This window comes from Luteimonas arsenica (assembly GCF_004352825.1).
GTDB classification, from domain to species: domain Bacteria; phylum Pseudomonadota; class Gammaproteobacteria; order Xanthomonadales; family Xanthomonadaceae; genus Luteimonas; species Luteimonas arsenica.
The window spans coordinates 1,185,725-1,203,061 of the sequence record NZ_SJRW01000002.1 but is presented as its reverse complement, the minus strand read 5'-3'; the positions used below and the strand labels follow the sequence as shown (position 1 = coordinate 1,203,061).

At 72.4% G+C, this 17,337-nt stretch carries 15 protein-coding genes and 1 pseudogene; 2 read left to right on the top strand and 14 right to left on the bottom strand.

Translation table 11 applies throughout. The features are described 5' to 3' along the window. Positions 1–27: 27 nt before the first annotated feature. The 14 genes and pseudogenes from glmM to prmB form a co-directional block, all read right to left on the bottom strand. A complete protein-coding gene (glmM, locus tag E2170_RS13155; RefSeq protein ID WP_133001058.1) occupies positions 28–1,392 on the bottom strand; it encodes a phosphoglucosamine mutase in 1,365 nt (454 codons plus the stop codon). Further along, positions 1,389–2,279, bottom strand: a complete 891-nt coding sequence (gene accD / locus E2170_RS13150) for an acetyl-CoA carboxylase, carboxyltransferase subunit beta (RefSeq protein WP_133001057.1) — start codon at positions 2,277–2,279, stop codon at positions 1,389–1,391. The genes glmM and accD overlap by 4 nt, the downstream gene beginning before the upstream one ends. A 45-nt stretch (positions 2,280–2,324) precedes the next feature. Continuing rightward, positions 2,325–3,167 carry a tryptophan synthase subunit alpha gene (gene trpA, locus E2170_RS13145; RefSeq protein ID WP_133001056.1) on the bottom strand — a complete coding sequence of 281 codons (843 nt, stop codon included), beginning with the start codon at positions 3,165–3,167 and terminating at the stop codon, positions 2,325–2,327. Then, positions 3,164–4,378: a tryptophan synthase subunit beta gene (gene trpB, locus E2170_RS13140; RefSeq protein WP_133001055.1), complete on the bottom strand. Its 1,215-nt coding sequence runs from the start codon at positions 4,376–4,378 to the stop codon at positions 3,164–3,166. The genes trpA and trpB overlap by 4 nt, the downstream gene beginning before the upstream one ends. After that, positions 4,378–5,058, bottom strand: coding sequence for a phosphoribosylanthranilate isomerase (locus tag E2170_RS13135; protein ID WP_133001054.1), 681 nt, complete (start codon positions 5,056–5,058; stop codon positions 4,378–4,380). Before E2170_RS13135 ends, trpB begins: the two co-directional genes overlap by 1 nt. 1 nt (position 5,059) lies before the next feature. After that, on the bottom strand, positions 5,060–5,887 hold the full coding sequence (truA, locus tag E2170_RS13130; RefSeq protein WP_133001053.1) for a tRNA pseudouridine(38-40) synthase TruA: 828 nt from the start codon (positions 5,885–5,887) through the stop codon (positions 5,060–5,062). Between the two features lie 52 nt (positions 5,888–5,939). Further along, the gene (locus tag E2170_RS13125; RefSeq protein ID WP_243708169.1) at positions 5,940–7,772 is read right to left on the bottom strand and encodes a motility hub landmark protein FimV; all 1,833 of its coding nucleotides are present in this window, start codon (positions 7,770–7,772) and stop codon (positions 5,940–5,942) included. Between the two features lie 85 nt (positions 7,773–7,857). Beyond that, entirely contained in the window at positions 7,858–8,874 is a 1,017-nt protein-coding gene (locus E2170_RS13120) for an aspartate-semialdehyde dehydrogenase (protein ID WP_133001213.1), read from the bottom strand. A gap of 47 nt (positions 8,875–8,921) precedes the next feature. Further along, complete coding sequence (locus E2170_RS13115) at positions 8,922–9,662, bottom strand: sulfurtransferase (protein ID WP_133001051.1); 741 nt, start codon at positions 9,660–9,662, stop codon at positions 8,922–8,924. Between the two features lie 38 nt (positions 9,663–9,700). Then, positions 9,701–10,867 carry an Ig-like domain-containing protein gene (locus tag E2170_RS13110; RefSeq protein ID WP_133001050.1) on the bottom strand — a complete coding sequence of 389 codons (1,167 nt, stop codon included), beginning with the start codon at positions 10,865–10,867 and terminating at the stop codon, positions 9,701–9,703. 246 nt (positions 10,868–11,113) lie between these two features. Further along, complete coding sequence (locus E2170_RS13105; RefSeq protein WP_207914982.1) at positions 11,114–12,424, bottom strand: APC family permease; 1,311 nt, start codon at positions 12,422–12,424, stop codon at positions 11,114–11,116. A 42-nt stretch (positions 12,425–12,466) separates the two neighbouring features. After that, the gene (locus E2170_RS13100; RefSeq protein ID WP_133001049.1) at positions 12,467–13,480 is read right to left on the bottom strand and encodes a 2-hydroxyacid dehydrogenase; all 1,014 of its coding nucleotides are present in this window, start codon (positions 13,478–13,480) and stop codon (positions 12,467–12,469) included. Further along, a complete protein-coding gene (gene aroC / locus E2170_RS13095) occupies positions 13,473–14,582 on the bottom strand; it encodes a chorismate synthase (RefSeq protein WP_133001048.1) in 1,110 nt (369 codons plus the stop codon). Before aroC ends, E2170_RS13100 begins: the two co-directional genes overlap by 8 nt. A gap of 169 nt (positions 14,583–14,751) precedes the next feature. Next, positions 14,752–15,666 (bottom strand): annotated as a pseudogene (prmB, locus tag E2170_RS13090) (50S ribosomal protein L3 N(5)-glutamine methyltransferase); the annotation flags it as partial. Positions 15,667–15,776: 110 nt separating this feature from the next. Between prmB and E2170_RS13085 the strand changes: the two are divergent. Together E2170_RS13085 and asd are read left to right on the top strand one after the other, a co-directional pair. Beyond that, positions 15,777–16,424 carry an SCO family protein gene (locus tag E2170_RS13085; RefSeq protein WP_133001046.1) on the top strand — a complete coding sequence of 216 codons (648 nt, stop codon included), beginning with the start codon at positions 15,777–15,779 and terminating at the stop codon, positions 16,422–16,424. Continuing rightward, complete coding sequence (asd, locus tag E2170_RS13080) at positions 16,421–17,269, top strand: archaetidylserine decarboxylase (RefSeq protein WP_133001045.1); 849 nt, start codon at positions 16,421–16,423, stop codon at positions 17,267–17,269. Before E2170_RS13085 ends, asd begins: the two co-directional genes overlap by 4 nt. Positions 17,270–17,337 lie beyond the last annotated feature (68 nt).

The following is a 17,337-nucleotide window of genomic DNA, read 5'->3' as shown; positions in this document are numbered from 1 at the left end:
GCTGGCCCTCCATGATACCGCCCTGCCCTAGGCTGCGGCCTGCACGGCGGCGGCCAGCCGCTCCAGGGTCGCAGCCATCAGCGCCTCGTCGTCGGCTTCGACGGTCACGCGGACCACCGGCTCCGTGCCCGAGGGCCGCAGGAACGCCCGGCCGCGCCCCTCGACGGCGCGCTGCGCCTCGACCAGCGCCGCCTGCACGCTTTCGGCCTCGGCCGGTTTCGCGCCGTTGGCGATGCGCACGTTGACCGTGCGCTGCGGGAATTTGCGCAGTTCACGCAGGGCCTCGGCCAGCGCGATCCCGCGACGGTGCAGCACTTCCAGCACCTGCAGGGCGCTGACGATGCCGTCGCCGGTGGTCGCGCGGTCCAGGCACAGCAGGTGGCCCGAGGCCTCGCCGCCAAGGATGCCGTCGTGCTCGACCAGGGCCTGGTGCACGTAGCGGTCGCCCACCTTCGTGCGCATGAAGCCGATGCCGCGGGCGACCAGGGCCTGCTCCAGGGCGTAGTTGGTCATCAGGGTGCCGGCCACCGGCCCGCGCAGGCGCCCGCTCTCCTGCCAGTCGCAGGCCAGCAGGTAGACCAGGTCGTCGCCGTCGCGCACCCGGCCTTCGCCGTCGACGAACATCACCCGGTCGCCGTCGCCGTCGAAGGCGATGCCCAGCTCGGCGCCGGTTTCGCGCACGCGCTGCGCCAGGCCTTCCGGGTGGGTAGAGCCGACGCCGTCGTTGATGTTGGTGCCGTCGGGGTCGACGCCGATCGCGTCAACCCGCGCACCCAGCTCGCGCAGCACCATCGGCCCGATCTGGTAGGTCGCGCCGTGGGCGCAGTCGACGACGATGCGCATGCCCTCGAGGTCGAAGCTGCGCGGCACGGAGTTCTTGCAGGCCTCGACGTAGCGGCCGATGGCGTCGCGGGTGCGCACGGCCTTGCCGAGCTGCTCCGAGGCGACGGTGCGGAACGGTTCGTCCAGTGCGGCCTCGATGGCCAGCTCGGTGGCGTCGTCGAGCTTCTCGCCCATCGCCGAGAAGAACTTGATGCCGTTGTCGTGGTGCGGGTTGTGCGAGGCCGAGATCACGATGCCGCCGTCGGCGCGCATCGAATGCGTCAGGTGCGCGACGGCCGGGGTCGGCATCGGCCCCATCAGCTGCACGTCCACGCCCGCTGCGACCAGGCCGGCCTCCAATGCCGCCTCGAACATGTAGTTCGAAATGCGGGTGTCCTTGCCGATGATGACCATCGGCTTGCGCCATTCGCCGCCGGCCTTGACCCGCGCGGTCAACGCATGGCCGTAGGCGTTGCCCAGGCGCAGCATGAAATCGGCCGAAATCGGACCCTCGCCCACCCGGCCGCGGATGCCGTCGGTGCCGAACCAGCGGCGCTTGCCGCCGCTCACGGCGTCGCCGCCGAGTCGGCCGGGGGCGCGGGCTGGCGCATCAGCATCGCCAGCAGCGTGGCGATGCGGTCGCGCATCTCGCGGCGGTCGCAGATCTGGTCGATGGCGCCGTGCTCGACCAGGAATTCGGAGCGCTGGAAGCCTTCGGGCAGGGTCTCGCGCACGGTCTGCTCGATCACGCGCGGGCCGGCGAAGCCGATCAGGGCCTTGGGCTCGGCGAGGTTGATGTCGCCCAGCATCGCGAACGAGGCCGAGACGCCGCCGGTGGTCGGGTGCGTCATCACCGAGATGTAGGGCAGGCCCGCCGCGCGCAGGCGGCCGAGTGCGGCCGAGGTCTTGGCCATCTGCATCAGCGAGAACAGGCTTTCCTGCATGCGCGCGCCGCCGCTGGCGGAGAAATTCACGAAGGGCGAACCGATCTCCAGCGCGCGCTCGGCGCCGAGGGTGAAGCGTTCGCCCACCACCGAGCCCATCGAGCCGCCCATGTAGGCGAAGTCGAAGGCGCTGGCCACGATCGGGCTGCCCTTGAGCCGGCCTTCCAGGGTGACCAGGGCGTCACGCTCGCCGGTGGACTTCTGCGCGGCCTTGATGCGATCGGCGTACTTCTTCTGGTCGCGGAAGCGGAGCACGTCGGTGGGGCCCAGGCGGGCGCCGATCTCGGTAGTGCCGCCGGCGTCGAGGAAGGCGGCCAGCCGCGCGCGGGCGCGGATCGGCATGTGGTGGGCGCACTTGGGGCAGACCTCGAGGTTTTCCTCGAGCTCGGGGCGGTAGAGCACCGCGCCGCAGCTGTCGCACTTCTCCCACAGCCCCTCGGGCACGCTGCGCTTGCGTGCGGGGCTGCCCTCGGTGCGGATGCGGGCGGGCATGACTTTCTTCAGCCAGGACATGCGTTGGTCGTGATCCTTTGCGGCGGGGCCGCGAACCCGGGGAGTTTAGCCCACCGCCCCGGTGGCACCGGCGTCCAGTGCCCGGCGCAGGGGGGAGAGGAAGGCCGCGGCAGCCTCCGCGGCCCGGCCACTGCCGGCGGCCTCCAAGGCCTTCACCAGGGCGCTGCCGACCACCACGCCGTCGGCATCCACCGCCATCGCAGCGGCGCTGGAGGCATCGTGGATGCCGAAACCGGCCACCACCGGCACCGGGCTGCGGGCGCGGATGGCGCGCAGGTGGGCGGCGGCGGCACCGGTGTCCAGGCGCGAGGAATCGCCGGTCACGCCGGCAAAGCTGACGTAGTACAGATAACCCTGCGCAAGCTCGCAGAGCATCTCCACCCGCCCGGCATCCGTCGTCGGCGAGGCCAGCAACACCAGGGCGACGCCGTGGGCGGAAAAGGCCTGGCGGAACTCCGCGGCCTCCTCCGGCGGCAAGTCGACCAGGAGCACGCCGTCGACGCCGACGCCGGCGGCCGCGGCGGCAAAGGCCTCGGCGCCGCGGATCTCGACCGGATTCAGGTAGCCCATCAGGGTCACCGGGGTGTCGTCGTCGCACTGGCGGAACTCGCGCACGCGCTCCAGCACCCAGGCCATGCCGGCGCCGCGGGCCAGCGCACGCTCGGAGCTGCGCTGGATCGTGGGGCCGTCGGCCATCGGGTCGGAGAACGGCACGCCCAGCTCGATCGCGTCGGCGCCGGCCTCGACCATGGCGTGCATCACCGGGACGGTGTCCTCCAGCCCGGGATCGCCGGCGGTGATGAAGGGCACCAGCGCCTTGCGCCCCGCGTCACGCAGGGCGGCGAAGCGGCGCGCGATGCGCGGCGCGACCTCGACGGCGGCGTTCATACCTCGACTCCTTCGCGGGCGGCGATGGTGTGCACGTCCTTGTCGCCGCGCCCGGACAGGTTGCAGAGCACGATGGCGTCCTTCGGCATCCCGCGTGCGAGCTTGATGGCCTGCGCCACCGCGTGGCTGGACTCCAGCGCGGCCAGGATGCCCTCGGTCTTCGCCAGCAGGTGGAAGGCCTCCAGCGCCTCGTCGTCGCTCACACCGACGTATTCGGCGCGGCCGGTGTCGGCGAGGAAGGCGTGCTCCGGCCCGACGCCCGGATAGTCCAGGCCGGCAGACACCGAATGCGTCTCGGTCACCTGGCCGTCGTCGTCGCAGAGCACGTAGGTGCGGTTGCCGTGCAGCACACCCACGCGCCCGGCCGAGATCGAAGCCGCGTGCAGGCCGCTGCCGATACCCTCGCCCGCCGCCTCGGCGCCCACCAGGCGCACGCCGGGATCGTTGAGGAAGGCATGGAAGATGCCGATGGCGTTGCTGCCGCCGCCCACGCAGGCGGTGACCGCGTCGGGCAGGCGGCCGTGGCGCTTCAGCATCTGCCCCCGCGCCTCCTTGCCGACCACGGCGTTGAAGTCGCGCACCATGCGCGGATACGGGTCGGGGCCGGCGACGGTACCGATGATGTAGAAAGTGTCGCGCACGTTGGTCACCCAGTCGCGCATGGCCTCGTTGAGCGCGTCCTTGAGCGTGGCCGAACCGCTGGTCACCGGCACTACCGAGGCACCGAGCAGCTTCATGCGGAAGACGTTGATCTTCTGCCGCTCGATGTCGGTGGCGCCCATGTAGACCACGCACTCCAGGCCCAGGCGCGCGGCGACCGTGGCGCTGGCCACGCCGTGCTGGCCGGCGCCGGTCTCGGCGATGATCCGGGTCTTGCCCATGCGGCTGGCCAGCAGGGCCTGGCCGATGGTGTTGTTGATCTTGTGCGCGCCGGTGTGGTTCAGGTCCTCGCGCTTGAGCAGGATGCGCGCGCCACCGACGTGGCGGCTCAGACCCGTGGCCTCGTAGATCGGGCTGGGACGGCCGACGTAGTCGGCGAGGTCGGCCTCGAAGGCGGCGACGAAGTCCGGATCGGCGCGCGCAGCGTCGTAGGCCGCGGCCAGCGCCTGCAGCGGGCCGGCCAGGGTCTCGGCCACGAAGCGCCCGCCGTGGCGGCCGAAGTGGCCGCGTTCGTCCGGGAAGGCGTGGAAATCGGTCGGAATCTCGTTCATCACGCCCCTCCTCCGGGGCTCGCGTCATCGTCGGGGCGGCAGTCGGAGCGCCGGACTTCCTCAACGAAGGCGCGCATCAGGTCGCCGTCCTTCTGACCAGGCGCGGACTCGATGCCGCTGCTCACGTCCACGCCCCAGGGCCGGGCCAGGGCCACGGCGTCGTGGATGTTCGCCGGCGACAGCCCGCCCGACAGCAGGACCGGCCGCGGCAGGTCGCGCGGGAGCGCGGTCCAGTCGAAGCAGCGCCCGCTGCCGCCGTCATGGCCGCCGCCGTGGCTGTCGAACAGGAAGCCCGAGGCACCCGGCCAGCCAGCCACCAGCGCCGGGCCCTCCGGCCGCGCGCCCGCGCCCATGGCCACCGCCTTGATCCAGGGCAGGTCGAAGCGGCGGCAGAAGGCGTCGTCCTCGTCGCCGTGGAACTGCAGCAGGCTCGGGCGCACCAGCTTCGCCACCTCGCGCACCTCCTCGGCGGTGTTGTCGCGGAACACCGCCACCGAATCGACGAAGGGCGCCAGTGCTTCGCGCAGGGCGCGGGCTTCCGCTGGATGGACCTGTCGCGGGCTGCCGTGCGCAAACACGAAGCCCACCGCGTCCACGCCCAGCTCGCTGGCCAGGCGGACATCGCCGGCGCGGGTCATGCCGCAGAACTTGATGCGGGTACGGAACAGGATGCGGGGCATGTCAGGGGCGTGGCAGTGGAAGGGAAACGGCCGCACCGCCCGCCTCGGCCAGCGTGACCTCGGCGGGCAGGCCGCAATCGGCCGGGTACAGCGGTCCTAGGAACACCAGCCCGCCCGGGGGCGCCGTGGGGCCGGCGCGGCTGCGGTCGCGCGCCGCCAGCACCTCGGCGATCCAGCTTTCCGGACGGGAGCCGTCGCCGACCTCGAGCAGGGAGCCGACGATGTTGCGAACCATATGATGCAGGAAAGCGTTGGCCTGCACCTCGACCACCACCACCTCGCCCTCGCGGATGACGCTGATCGCCTGCAGGTCGCGGCGGGCATGCGGGGCCTGGCAGTGCACGGTGCGGAAGGAGCTGAAATCCAGTTCGCCGACCAGCGCCTGGGCGGCGCGGTGCATGGCGTCGGCGTCGAGCGGCTTCCGCGTCCAGGCCAGGTACTGGCGGCCCAGCGCCGGCCGCACCGGGCGGTTGAGAATGCTGTAGCGGTAGCGGCGCGCGCGCGCCGAGAAGCGTGCGTTGAAATCGTCGCCCACCTCGCGGCACCAGCGCACCGACATCGCCGGCGGCAGCAGCGAGGTCGTGCCCAGGATCCAGTTGCGCGGGCTGCGCGCAGCCCCGCTGTCGAAGTGGACGACGTTGCAGCGCGCATGCACGCCGGCATCGGTGCGGCCGGCGCAGGTGGTCGCCACGGGTGCATCGGCGACCTTCGACAGCGCCGTCTCCAGCGCCGCCTGCAGGGTGTCCGTGCTTTCGACGCCGGGCTGGGTCAGGCGCTGCCAGCCGAGGAAGTCGCCACCGTCGTACTCGATGCCCAGTGCGTAGCGCATGGCGGCGACAGGCCGGCCGCGCCGCGGGCAGGCCGCGGCGACGGCAGCGGCGTCAGGCGATCCCTTCCAGCAGGCGGGCGGCTTCCTCGCGGGCCGCGGGGTCGCCGGTCTCGGCCACCTCGCGCAGCAGGTCGCGCGCCGTGTCCACGTCGCCCAGGTCGATGTAGGCGCGCGCCAGCTCGATGCGCTCCACGCCGCCGGGCGCGGGGTTGAGCGAGGCGATCACGGCGGCATCCTCGACCGGGCCTTCGGGCGCCTCGTCAGGCGCCGGTTCCGCGCCGCGCGTGGCCGGCGACGCTGCGCTCGCCGCGGCGGGCGCGCCCGGCGGAGGGCCGGCATGCCATGCGGGCGCCGCGGGCGTGTCCGGGTCGGCTGCGGGCGCCGGCCTGTCCTTGGGCGATGCGGGGCCGGGTGCCGCCGCGGCCAGGGTGGCGGAATCGAAGCGCGGGCGCGGCGTCGGCCTGGGCGCACGCCGCATCAGCAGCCAGGCCACCACGGCCACCAGCAGCAGGCCCAACCCGATCCAGGCCCAGGGCATGCCGCCGCCGGCCTGCTCGGGGGCCGGCGTGGCCGCGGTGGCGGTTTCGGCCGTGTTCGCCAGGCGTTCCTGGGCGGCGGCCATCTCGCTGTCCTTCAGGGAGATGAGCTCCGCCTGCTGCGCCTGAAGGCGTTCCAGGTCGGCCACCCGGGCCTTGAGCTCGGCCACCTCGGCGTCGCGCGCGGCCAGGGTTTCCTGGCTCTGTTGCAGCTCCTGTTGCAGTTCCTGTCGCAGCATCTCGCCCTCGCCACCGGCCTGGATGCCGGATCGTATTCCTGCCTGCTGGCCGCCGGAGGCCGACGGCGGCACGATTTCCAGGCGCGCGTCGGCGGTCCGCGGCGCGTTCGCGGCGGCCTGGCGGCCGCCCTCGCCCTGGGCACCGGACTCCGCCGACGATGCATCGCCCGCAAGCGCGGCATCGGGCTGCGGTGCCGGCCGGGTCATGTCGCGCCAGGCCGCGTTCTGCTCGCGCATCAGCGCGCGCGACTCGGCCAGGTCCAGGCCGGCGATCTCGCCACGGTCGGGGATGCGCAGCACCGCGCCCTGGCGCACCAGGTTCAGGTTGTTGCCGATGAAGGCCTGCGGGTTGGCGCGGAACAGGGCGACGATGGCCTGTTCGCGGCTGACGCCGTCGCCGACCAGGCGCTGGGCGATCGTGCCGAGCGTTTCCCCGGCCTGCACCGGGCCGTATTCGTCCGCCAGCGCGGGCGCCGGTGCCGGCGGGGCCGGGGCCGGCGCAGGTGGCGGGGCCACGGGGGGCGGTGCAGGCGCAGGCGGCGGTTCGGGAGCCGCTTCCGCCACCGCTTCCGACGGCGCGTCTTCCCCGGCCGCTGCGGGCGGTTCATCCGCCGCTGTGCCTGCGGCCGGTTCCGGGCCACGGACGATGGCGTTGGAGGGCGCCGCCGTGGGCGCTTCGATCACCGGCTGCGCGCCCGAGGCCACCGTCTGCGGCGCATCGACCAGGGCCGAGTATTCGCGCACCAGCCTGCCCTGCCCCCAGTCGACCTCGACCAGGAAGGTCAGCGAAGGCTGGGTGACCGGCTCGCGGGTGGTGACGCGGATCACCGGATTGCCACGGACGTCCAGGGCCACCGTGAACTCGAGCCCGGCCACCACCGCATCGGGCGCATCCAGGCCGATGCGGCGGAAGGTTTCCGGCGAGGCCAGGCGCGCGCGCAGTTCGTCGAGCTCGGCCGGATCGCTCGAAATCACCTGGATCTCGGCCAGCAGCGGCTGCCCGGCGCGCGACTTGACCTCGATCCGACCCAGGCCGAGCGCCAGCGCCTGGCCCGCGAACAGGACCAGCGCCAGGCCGCACAGGGCGGCCCAGCGGAGCGCTCGCTTCAATCGCGGTGTCTTGGCCACGGCTTCCCCCGTCATCGCGTGGACTCTAGCGGCCCCGGCACGTGGATGGCAACGCGAAGGCGCTGCATCAGCCTTCGCCGACAACCAGTTCCGCGACCTGTACCGCATTCAAGGCCGCGCCCTTGCGGATGTTGTCGGCCACCACCCACAGGTCCAGCCCGCGCGGATGCGAGAGGTCCTCGCGGATGCGGCCGACGAAGACCGCGTCGTTGCCCGATGCATGGGTGACCGGCGTCGGATAGCCGCCACCGGCACGTTCGTCCACCACCTCCACGCCCGGCGCAGCCTCCAGCAGCTCGCGCGCACGCGCGGCGCTGATCTTTTCGCGAGTTTCCACGTGCACCGCCTCGGCATGGCCGTAGAACACGGGCACCCGGACCGCGGTCGGATTCACCTGGATCGACTCGTCGCCGAGGATCTTGCGGGTCTCCCAGACCAGCTTCATTTCCTCGCGGGTGAAGCCGTTGTCCATGAACTCGTCGATGTGCGGGATCAGGTTGAAGGCGATCTGCACCGGGAACCGCTCCGGCTCCGCGCCCTGGAAGCTGAGCAGCGATGCGGTCTGGCGCCCCAGTTCCTCCAGCGCCGAGCGGCCGGCGCCCGACACCGACTGGTAGGTGGCGACGTTGATGCGCTCGATCCCGGCCTCGCGGTGGATCGGCGCCAGCGCCACCAGCATCTGCATGGTCGAGCAGTTGGGGTTGGCGATGATGCCGCGCGGGCGCTGCCTGGCCGCTTCCGGGTTGACTTCGGCGACCACCAGCGGCACGTCGTCGTCCTGGCGGAAGGCCGAGGAGTTGTCGATCACCACCGCGCCCGCGGCGGCGAACTTCGGCGCGTACTCCTTCGAGATCGCGCCACCGGCCGAGAACAGCGCGATGTCCACGCCCGCGGGATCGAAATCGGCGAGGTCGCGCACCATGACCTCGTCGTCGCCGAAGGCGACCATCGCCCCGGCCGAACGCGCGCTGGCCAACGCCACCAGCTCCCGGATCGGAAACTGGCGCTCGGCCAGGATTGAAAGCATGGTCTCGCCCACCGCGCCGGTCGCGCCGACCACGGCCACCTTGTACTGCCTGCCCATCGGGAACTCCGTACGGTTCTCGCGCGGCCGCGCCGCGCAGCTGTTCATTATGTGCGGGAATCCGCGGCCGCGCGCAGGGACGGATCCAGCGCTACGCGCTCGTCGAAGACGAAGCAGCCGCCTTCGTAGCCGGTACCGCCCACCGCCTCGAAGTAGCCGAGGATCCCGCCATCGAGCTGCAGCGCGTGTTCGAACCCCTGCCCGCGCATCCAGCGCACCGCCTTCTCGCATCGGATGCCGCCGGTGCAGAAGCCGACCACGGTGGCATCGGCCAGGGCCTCACGGTGCGGGGCCAGCGCTTCGGGGAGGTCGGTGAAGTTGTCGATCGGCAGGGTCAGCGCGCCGGCGAAGCTGCCGTGCGCGACCTCCTCGCGGTTGCGGGTGTCGAGCAGCACCAGCCGGCGGCCGGCATCGTCGGTGCCCTGCGCGATCCAGCGCGCCAGGTCCACGGGCGCCACCGCCGGCGCGCGGCCGTCCAGCGGCGAAGCCCCGTCGCGGCGGAAACTGATGATCTCCGGCTTGACCTTGACCTTCAGGCGCGCGAACGGCTGCGCCTGGCTGCTGCTGTACTTCGCATGGATGGCTTCGAAGCGCGGATCGGCGCGCAACTGCGCGAGGAAGGCGTCGATGCCGCCGCGCTGGCCGGCGAGGAACAGGTTGATGCCCTCGCCCGCGACCAGCACGGTGCCGAGCAGACCCTCCTCCTCCGCCCGGGCGCGCACGCGCGCGGCGACGGTGTGCGGGTCGTCGATGGCGACGAAGTGGTAGGCGGCGATGCTGGTGAACATCGCCGCATTCTACGGAATGCTCCGGACGCCAGCGCGGATCAGTCGACCGAAACCGTCACCACCGCGTCGGCCCAGGCCCGGCCGTAGCGCGCGCGATATACGAAGCTGTCGTTGCCGGAGTAGCCCGGGGCCGGCGTGTAGGCCGCGATGCCGCCGCCCAGCACCACCCGGCCGTGCGCAGGCTGCGACACGATCTCGTAGGACACGTCCCCGCCGTTGCCGACCGCCGCCCGAAGCGGAATGAGGGTCTTGAGCCGGCTCATGCGTGCGCCGACGCGTACGGACACCGGCTCGGCCCTGAGCGGCTCGTAGAGGCGCAGGATGCGAACGCCACCGGCCACCGAGACCATCAGCAGCGAACCGTCCCCCGAAAGCTTCGTCCGCCCGGCACCGAACGCATGGTTCCCGATGTGGCCGAACACGTGTTCGAAATCGTAGCGGCCGACCTCTTCCAGGAACTCCATGTCGTAGACGCGGACCTCGCGGGTCTCCGCCCAGGGGAAATAGGCCAGGGCATCGACCGGGTGGTAGGCCAGTCCCACCGGCTGCGGACCGGCGTATTCGCCAAAGGTCGCCACGCGGGCGTAGTCGGCGTCGTACACGTGGGTCCCGAAATACGTCGGGATCGCGTACTGGCTGCCGTCGACGTTGGATGCAATTTCGTAGTTGAATGCCGAGGTGCCGTCCTCATACCATTCGCGGCGCACGATGTCGCCACTCACCGCGTCGACCACGCCCCAGCGACCGTCGGAAATATCGGATTCCGCGAAGGCGATCTTTCTGCGGTCGCCGCTCGCCGCAAGCATGGTGTCCTGCCGGACCGTCGCAAGCACTTCGGCCTCGCCGCCTTGCGACGGGAAGCGGCGCATCGGCGTCCAGCCCGAGCCCGCGAAGCGGCTGGTCACGAACAGGGAGCCGTCATGGGCGTAGCTGACCGTCCAGGTACCGGCCTCGTAATCGTCGGCGGGGGCTTCGATGCGCACCGCCTCCAGCGTGTCCAGGTCGATCGTGAACACCCACACCTGCCCGGAATCATGGCTGCGGTCGGCCACGGCCAGGGTGTCGCCGTCCGGCGAGATGTCGATCCCCTGCAGCATGCCGCCGAGCGCGACCGGCGCCAGGAACGTCCCGTCCTGCACGCGGTAGCGCAGGATCTCGTCGCCGGAGGCCACGTAGACCAGTCCGCGCCTGTCGTCATACGCCATGTCCGTCCGCGCGGGCGCAGGTATGAACGTCCCCAGCGCCTGCGCAGTGCCGCAGGCAAGCAACAGCAGTCCGGCCGCAAAACCGGCAAATCCTTTCGATTCCATCTCGATTCCCTTGTCCATGTTGGTCGGCCCCTGCGATTGCGCGGCCGGATTCCCGCCGCGCGGGACGCGGCAATATCGCCAATCCGGCAGGCCGTACGCAAGTGGAAACACGTGCGCCACAGCATCCGATGCACCCACCTGCTACGCGACCCGGCCGCGCCCGCCCCACCACAGCAGCACCAGGCCCAGCGCCATCGCGATCGCGACGTCGCGCAGCTCGCGGGCGCTGCCCTGCGCCAGCAGCCAGGCGATGACCGCCAGCGCCACCCCGACCGTAGCCAGGCCGCCCGGAGCCGTGAACAGCGCCGGCGCGACATCGACGCGGCGCCTCAGCACGGGCACCGCAGCGCAGGTCGCGGCATAGGCGAGCAGCCGGGTCAGGGTGCTGATCGCCACCGCCGACAGGAACGAGCCCGACAGCGTCAGCGCCAGCATCGCCAGCCCGGTCACCAGGATCGCCACGTGCGGGGTGTGGTGCCGTGGATGCGTGCGTGCAAACACCACCGGCAGTTGCCCGTGCCCGGCCATCGCGAACAGCAGCCGCGGCGCCGCCAGCAGCAGGCCGTTGAGCGTGCCGGCAATCGACACCAGTGCGCCGATCACCACCACCGCGGCCCCGGTGGTGCCGGCGAAGCGTTCCGCCGCGTCCGCCAGCGGCCGCGTCGATGCCGCCAGCCCCGGCAGGGTGCCGATGCTGACCACCTGCACCAGAACGTACAGCGGCACGATCACCGCCAGCGCGGCGAGGATCGCGAACGGCAGCGTGCGCCGCGGCTCGCGCACCTCGCCCGCGGGCACGGTGGCGGTCTCGAAGCCGGTGAAGGCGAACACCAGCAGCAGCATGCCGGCGGAGAAGTCGGCCACGCCCGGCGGCTCGCCCGGCACCAGCAGCGCCGGCTCCACGAACCACAGGCCGACGCCGACGAACAGCAGCAGCGGGACCAGCTTGCCGATCGTGAACACGTTGGCGACGATCGCCGCCAGGCGCACGCCGCGGAGGTTGATCGCGACGATCAACGACACCACCGCCGTCACCAGCAGCGTCCGCCACGCCGGGCTGGTGGCGGCCGGCCAGAACCAGGCGAGGTAGTCGAGCAGCAGGTTGCACAGCGCCGCGAACGCGGTCACCCGCGTCAGCCACACCAGCCAGCCGACCTGGAAGCCGGCCACCGGCCCGAAGGCCACCCGCGCGTACAGGTAGGGCCCGCCGGTGCGCTCGAAGCGGCTGCCGACCTCGGCGAAGCACAGCACGACCAGCAGCACCAGCAGCGCGCAGGCCAGGTAGGCGAGCAGCGCCCAGGGCCCGAGCAGCGCGTGCACGCGCGAAGGCAGGCCGAAGATGCCGGCGCCGACCACGGCGTTGATGAACAGCGCGACCATGCTGGCGCGGCCGATGCCGCGGACCAGGCCTTCTCCGGGAGGGAGGTGGCCGGCGCTGTCGTTCCCTCGCATGCGTTTTCCGTTGCGTCGCGGACGGCGCCGCAGCCGCGCTGATTATTGCCCGCGGGGCGCCGCGCTGCCCGCCGGCGGCGTGACCACGCTTGGCGGCCGGCCCGCGTCGGGGCCGAAGCCCAGCGCCGCGACAAGGTTGTCCACGGCCAGCGACACCATCGCGCGCCGCGTGGACAGGCTGGCGCTGGCGATATGCGGGGTCAGCACCACGTTGCGGCAGCCCAGCAGGCGCGGATTGACCGCGGGCTCGCCTTCGAAGACGTCGAGGCCGGCCGCGGCCAGGCGCCCGGCCTGCAGCGCGTCGGCCAGGGCGTCCTCGTCGACCAGGCCACCGCGGGCGATGTTGGTCAGGGTGGCGCCCGGCTTCATCTTCGCCAGCGCGGCGGCGTCGACGATGTGGTGGTTCGCGGCGCTGTACGGCAGCACCAGCACCAGGTGGTCGGCTTCGGCGAACAGCACGTCGCGCTCGACCCGGGTCGCGGCGCAGTCGCGCTCCACCGCCTCCGGCAGCCGGCTGCGGTTGTGGTACAGCACGCGCATGCCGAAGCCGCGCGCACGCCGCGCGACCCCCTGCCCGATCCGGCCCATGCCGAGGATGCCCAGGGTGCTGCCGTGGATGTCGGCGCCCAGCAGCTGGTGGAAGCCCCAGCCCTGCCAGTGCCCGCCGCGCAGCCAGCGCTCGGCCTCGGTGATCCGCCGCGCCGCGGCCATCATCAGCGCGAAGCCGAAGTCGGCCGTGGTCTCGGTGAGCACGTCGGGGGTGTTGGTGGCGACGATCCCGCGCGCGGCCAACGCTTCGACATCGAGGTTGTTGTAGCCCACGCCGACGTTGGCGATGGCGCGCAGCCGCGGCGCGCCGGCGACCTCGGCGGCGCCGATGCGGTCGTTGAGCGTGACCAGGGCGCCGTCGGCATCGGCCAGGCCCGCGGCGATCGCCTCCGGCGCATGGTCGGTGACCTCGGGCGTGCGTCGGACCTCGAACCACTCGTCCAGCCGGCCCTCGATGTCGCCGTACAGCGGCTGCGACACCCACACCCGGGGGCGCGGCTCAGCCATCGCCCTGCCCTCTGGCCGATGCCGGGATGCGCGGCGTGACGCCGCCGACGTCGCCGCACTGGGCGCGATGGCGCAGGGCCTGGTCCATCAGCTCCAGCGCCAGCATCGCCTCGCAGATCGGCGTGGCGCGGATGCCGACGCAGGGGTCGTGGCGGCCGGTGGTGACGATGTCCACGACCTGGCCGTCGACGTCCAGGCCTTCGACCGGCAGCCTCAGGCTGGAGGTCGGCTTGAACGCCACCGAGCACACGACCTGCTGGCCGCTGCTGATGCCGCCGAGCACGCCGCCGGCATGGTTGGACAGGAAGCCTTCGGGCGTCATCACGTCGCGGTGCAGGCTGCCCTTCTGCGCGACGCTGGCGAAGCCGTCGCCGATCTCCACGCCCTTGACCGCGTTGATCGACATCATCGCCGCGGCGATGCCGGCGTCGAGCTTGCCGTAGACCGGCTCGCCCCAGCCCGGCGGCACGCCGTCGGCGACCACGGTCACGCGCGCGCCGACGGAGTCGCCGGACTTGCGCAGCGCGTCCATGTACGCCTCCAGCTCCGGCACCTGCGCGGCGTCGGGCCAGAAGAAGGGGTTGGCTTCCACCGCGTCCCAGTCGTGGCCGCGCGGGGTCAGCTCGCCGATCTGCGCCAGGTGGCCGCGCACGCGCACGACGAAGCGCTGGTCCAGCCACTTCTTCGCGATCACGCCCGCCGCCACCCGCATCGTGGTCTCGCGCGCGGAGCTGCGGCCGCCGCCGCGCGGGTCGCGGATGCCGTACTTCTGCCAGTAGCTGTAATCGGCATGCCCTGGCCGGAACTGCGCCGAGATCGCCGCGTAATCCTTGCTGCGTGCGTCGGTGTTGCGGATGAGCAGGGCGATCGGGGTGCCCGTGGTCACGCCCTCGTACACGCCGGACAGGATCTCGATGGCGTCGTCCTCGCGCCGCGCCGAGGTGTGGCGCGAGCGTCCGGTCGCGCGGCGCGCAAGGTCGTGCGCGAAGTCTTCCGGCGCCAGCGTGATGCCCGGCGGGCAGCCGTCGACCACGCAGCCGATCGCCGGCCCGTGGGACTCGCCGAAGGTAGTGACGCGCAGCAGCTGCCCGAAGCTGTTCACGGCCGCGCCCCGTGCGTCTGGCCCGCGGGCAGGGGCATCAGAACAGGCTGCCCGGCTCGCTGCCGGGGGGCACGTCGTCGCCGTGCGTCGCGTCGGCGGGCGCGTTGGCGGCCGGCGCGGCCACCGCAGCGGCGGCCATCGACGGAGCTGCCGCGGCTAGCCCGCCCTCGCGCTCCGCCGCCAGGCGGGTGATGCGCGCGTTGTGGGTCGCCAGGTCGTGGCGCTCGACCACGAACACGCCCATCTGGCCGACCTTGAACTCCACCCACATCAGCGGCAGCTCGGGCAGCAGGCGTGCAAGCGCGCGCTCGGCCTCGCCAACCTCGCAGATCAGCACGCCGTCGTCGGACAGGTGCAGCGGAGCGTCGCGCAGGATCTTCAGCACCAGGTCGAGGCCGTCGTCGCCGGCGCGCAGGCCCAGTTCCGGCTCGTACGAGTATTCGCGCGGCAGCGCGTCGGTCTCGTCGTTGGTGACGTAGGGCGGATTGGTGACGATCAGGTCGTAGTGCTCGCCCTGCAGCGACGAGAACAGGTCGGACCGCAGGAAGCGGGTGTTGTGCACGTCCAGCCGGCGCTCGTTCTCCGCGGCGAGGGACAGCGCCTCTTCGCTGAGGTCGACGCCATCGACGTGCCAGTCCGGGTTCCAGTGCGCCATCGCGATGGCGATGCAGCCCGACCCGGTGCACAGGTCGAGCGCGCGGCGCACCTCGCGGCCGGCCAGCCAGGGCTCGAAGCCGGCCTCGATCAGCTCGGCGATCGGCGAGCGCGGCACCAGGGCGCGGTGGTCGCTCTTGAAGCTGAGGCCGGCGAACCAGGCCTCGCCGCAGAGGTAGGCGGCGGGGATCCGCTCCTCGATGCGGCGGATGAACAGGCCCAGCACGTCTTCCTTCTCGGCCTCGGTCACCCGCGCCTGGCCGTAGACCGGGCTCAGGTCGTGCGGCAGGTGCAGGGCATGCAGGGTGAGCTGGGTCGCCTCGTCCAGGGCGTTGTCGTAGCTGTGGCCGAAAGTCAGGCCGGCCGCGTTGAAGCGGCTGGCGCCGTAGCGGATGAGGTCGATGATGGTCTGGAGCTGGTGGGTGGTCATGGCGCGCGTTCGCGGCACTCTCCGCCGGGGCCCCGCAGTATAGGCGAAGCCATGCCCGCCCCCGCGCGCCAGCCGCTATGCTGTTGCGCCCCCGACGCGCCCGAGGCCCCATGTTCAACCGCAGCATCCTGATCGTGCTCGTGATCGCGCTGGCCGCCGGCCTGGGCCTGGTGGCGTCGCAGCACTGGTTCGGCGCCAGGCCCGCGCCCGCCGGCCCAGAACTCGAGACCGTGCGCCTGTTCCCGCAGCCGCGCGAACTTCCGCCCTTCGCCCTGCAGCAGTCCGATGGCACCCAGCTGGTGCCCGGCGAGCTGCACGGCCACTGGACCCTGGTCTTCCTCGGCTTCACCTCCTGCCCCGACGTCTGCCCCACCACCCTGGCCGAGCTTGCCCAGGCGCAGAAGCAGTGGGAGGCCCTGCCCGAGGCACGGCGCCCGCGGGTGCTGTTCGTCTCCGTCGACCCCGAGCGCGACACCCCCGACCGGATCGGCGAGTACGCCGCCTTCTTCCACCGCGACACCCTCGCCGCCACTGCCGACATTCCCTCGCTGGAAGCCTTCGCGCGCTCGCTGTCGCTGGTATTCATGAAGGTGCCGGGCCCCGACGGTGCGCCGGAGGACGCCTACACCATCGACCACTCCGCCGCACTCGCCGTGCTCGACCCCGAAGGGCGCATGGCCGGCGTGGTGCAGGCGCCGCTGCAGCCGGCCGCGATCGCCGCCGACCTCGCGGCGCTCACCGCGGCGGTGCGGCAGTGAGCCTGGTCACGGCGCTCACCTGGGTGCTGCCGCACAGGCTGCTGTCGTCGATGGCGCGGCGCCTGGCCTACTCGGACAACCCGCGGCTGCGTCGCTGGCTGATCGACACCGTGGTCCGCCGCTTCGGCGTCGACCTGTCCGAGGCCGCGCAGCCCGATCCCGCCGCCTACCCCACCTTCAACGCCTTCTTCACCCGCGCCCTGCGCCCCGGCGCGCGCGAGCCCGACCCGGATCCCGCCGCGATCCTGATGCCGGCCGACGGCCGCATCAGCCAGTGCGGGCCGATCCGCGAAGGCCGCATCTTCCAGGCCAAGGGCCGCTCCTTCACCGCCGCCGAGCTGCTCGGCGACGACACCGCCGCCGCGCCCTACGACGACGGCCTGTTCGCGACCGTCTACCTTTCGCCGCGCGACTACCACCGCGTGCACATGCCCTGGGGCGGGCGCCTGATGCGCACCGTGCACGTGCCCGGCCGGCTGTTCAGCGTCGGACCCGACGCCGTGGCCAGCGTGCCGCGGCTGTTCGCGCGCAACGAGCGCCTGGTCTGCCACTTCGCAACCGACTTCGGCCCGATGGCGGTGGTGATGGTGGGGGCGCTGCTGGTGTCAGGCGTGGAAACCGTCTGGAGCGGCGAGGAGATCCCGGCCTACGGCGACCGCATGACCGGCAAGGACTACGTCGGCGGCGCCACGGTCGAGCTGGCGCGCTTCAAGGAAATGGCGCGCTTCAACTACGGCTCCACGGTGATCGTGCTGCTGCCGCCGGGCGTCGCCGAACTGGCCCCCGGGCTGGGTGCGGAAACCCCGGTGCGGCTCGGCCAGCGCCTGGCCACGCGCCTGCCCTGACCCCGCGCAGGCGTCGCGAGGCGTAGAATCCGCAGCCCGCAAGGCCGTCCCGGCCCCGAAACGAGGCC

What these genes read in the sequence shown, in the direction of transcription:
- E2170_RS13135 (WP_133001054.1), bottom strand. Translation starts at nt 5,058, where the DNA reads ATGCCCCGCATCCTGTTCCGTACCCGCATCAAGTTCTGCGGCATGACC.
- E2170_RS13110 (WP_133001050.1), bottom strand. Translation starts at nt 10,867, where the DNA reads ATGGCGTATGACGACAGGCGCGGACTGGTCTACGTGGCCTCCGGCGAC.
- trpB (WP_133001055.1), bottom strand. Translation starts at nt 4,378, where the DNA reads ATGAACGAGATTCCGACCGATTTCCACGCCTTCCCGGACGAACGCGGC.
- E2170_RS13105 (WP_207914982.1), bottom strand. Translation starts at nt 12,424, where the DNA reads ATGCGAGGGAACGACAGCGCCGGCCACCTCCCTCCCGGAGAAGGCCTG.
- E2170_RS13120 (WP_133001213.1), bottom strand. Translation starts at nt 8,874, where the DNA reads ATGGGCAGGCAGTACAAGGTGGCCGTGGTCGGCGCGACCGGCGCGGTG.
- trpA (WP_133001056.1), bottom strand. Translation starts at nt 3,167, where the DNA reads ATGAACGCCGCCGTCGAGGTCGCGCCGCGCATCGCGCGCCGCTTCGCC.
- E2170_RS13100 (WP_133001049.1), bottom strand. Translation starts at nt 13,480, where the DNA reads ATGGCTGAGCCGCGCCCCCGGGTGTGGGTGTCGCAGCCGCTGTACGGC.
- E2170_RS13085 (WP_133001046.1), top strand. Translation starts at nt 15,777, where the DNA reads ATGTTCAACCGCAGCATCCTGATCGTGCTCGTGATCGCGCTGGCCGCC.
- accD (WP_133001057.1), bottom strand. Translation starts at nt 2,279, where the DNA reads ATGTCCTGGCTGAAGAAAGTCATGCCCGCCCGCATCCGCACCGAGGGC.
- truA (WP_133001053.1), bottom strand. Translation starts at nt 5,887, where the DNA reads ATGCGCTACGCACTGGGCATCGAGTACGACGGTGGCGACTTCCTCGGC.
- E2170_RS13115 (WP_133001051.1), bottom strand. Translation starts at nt 9,662, where the DNA reads ATGTTCACCAGCATCGCCGCCTACCACTTCGTCGCCATCGACGACCCG.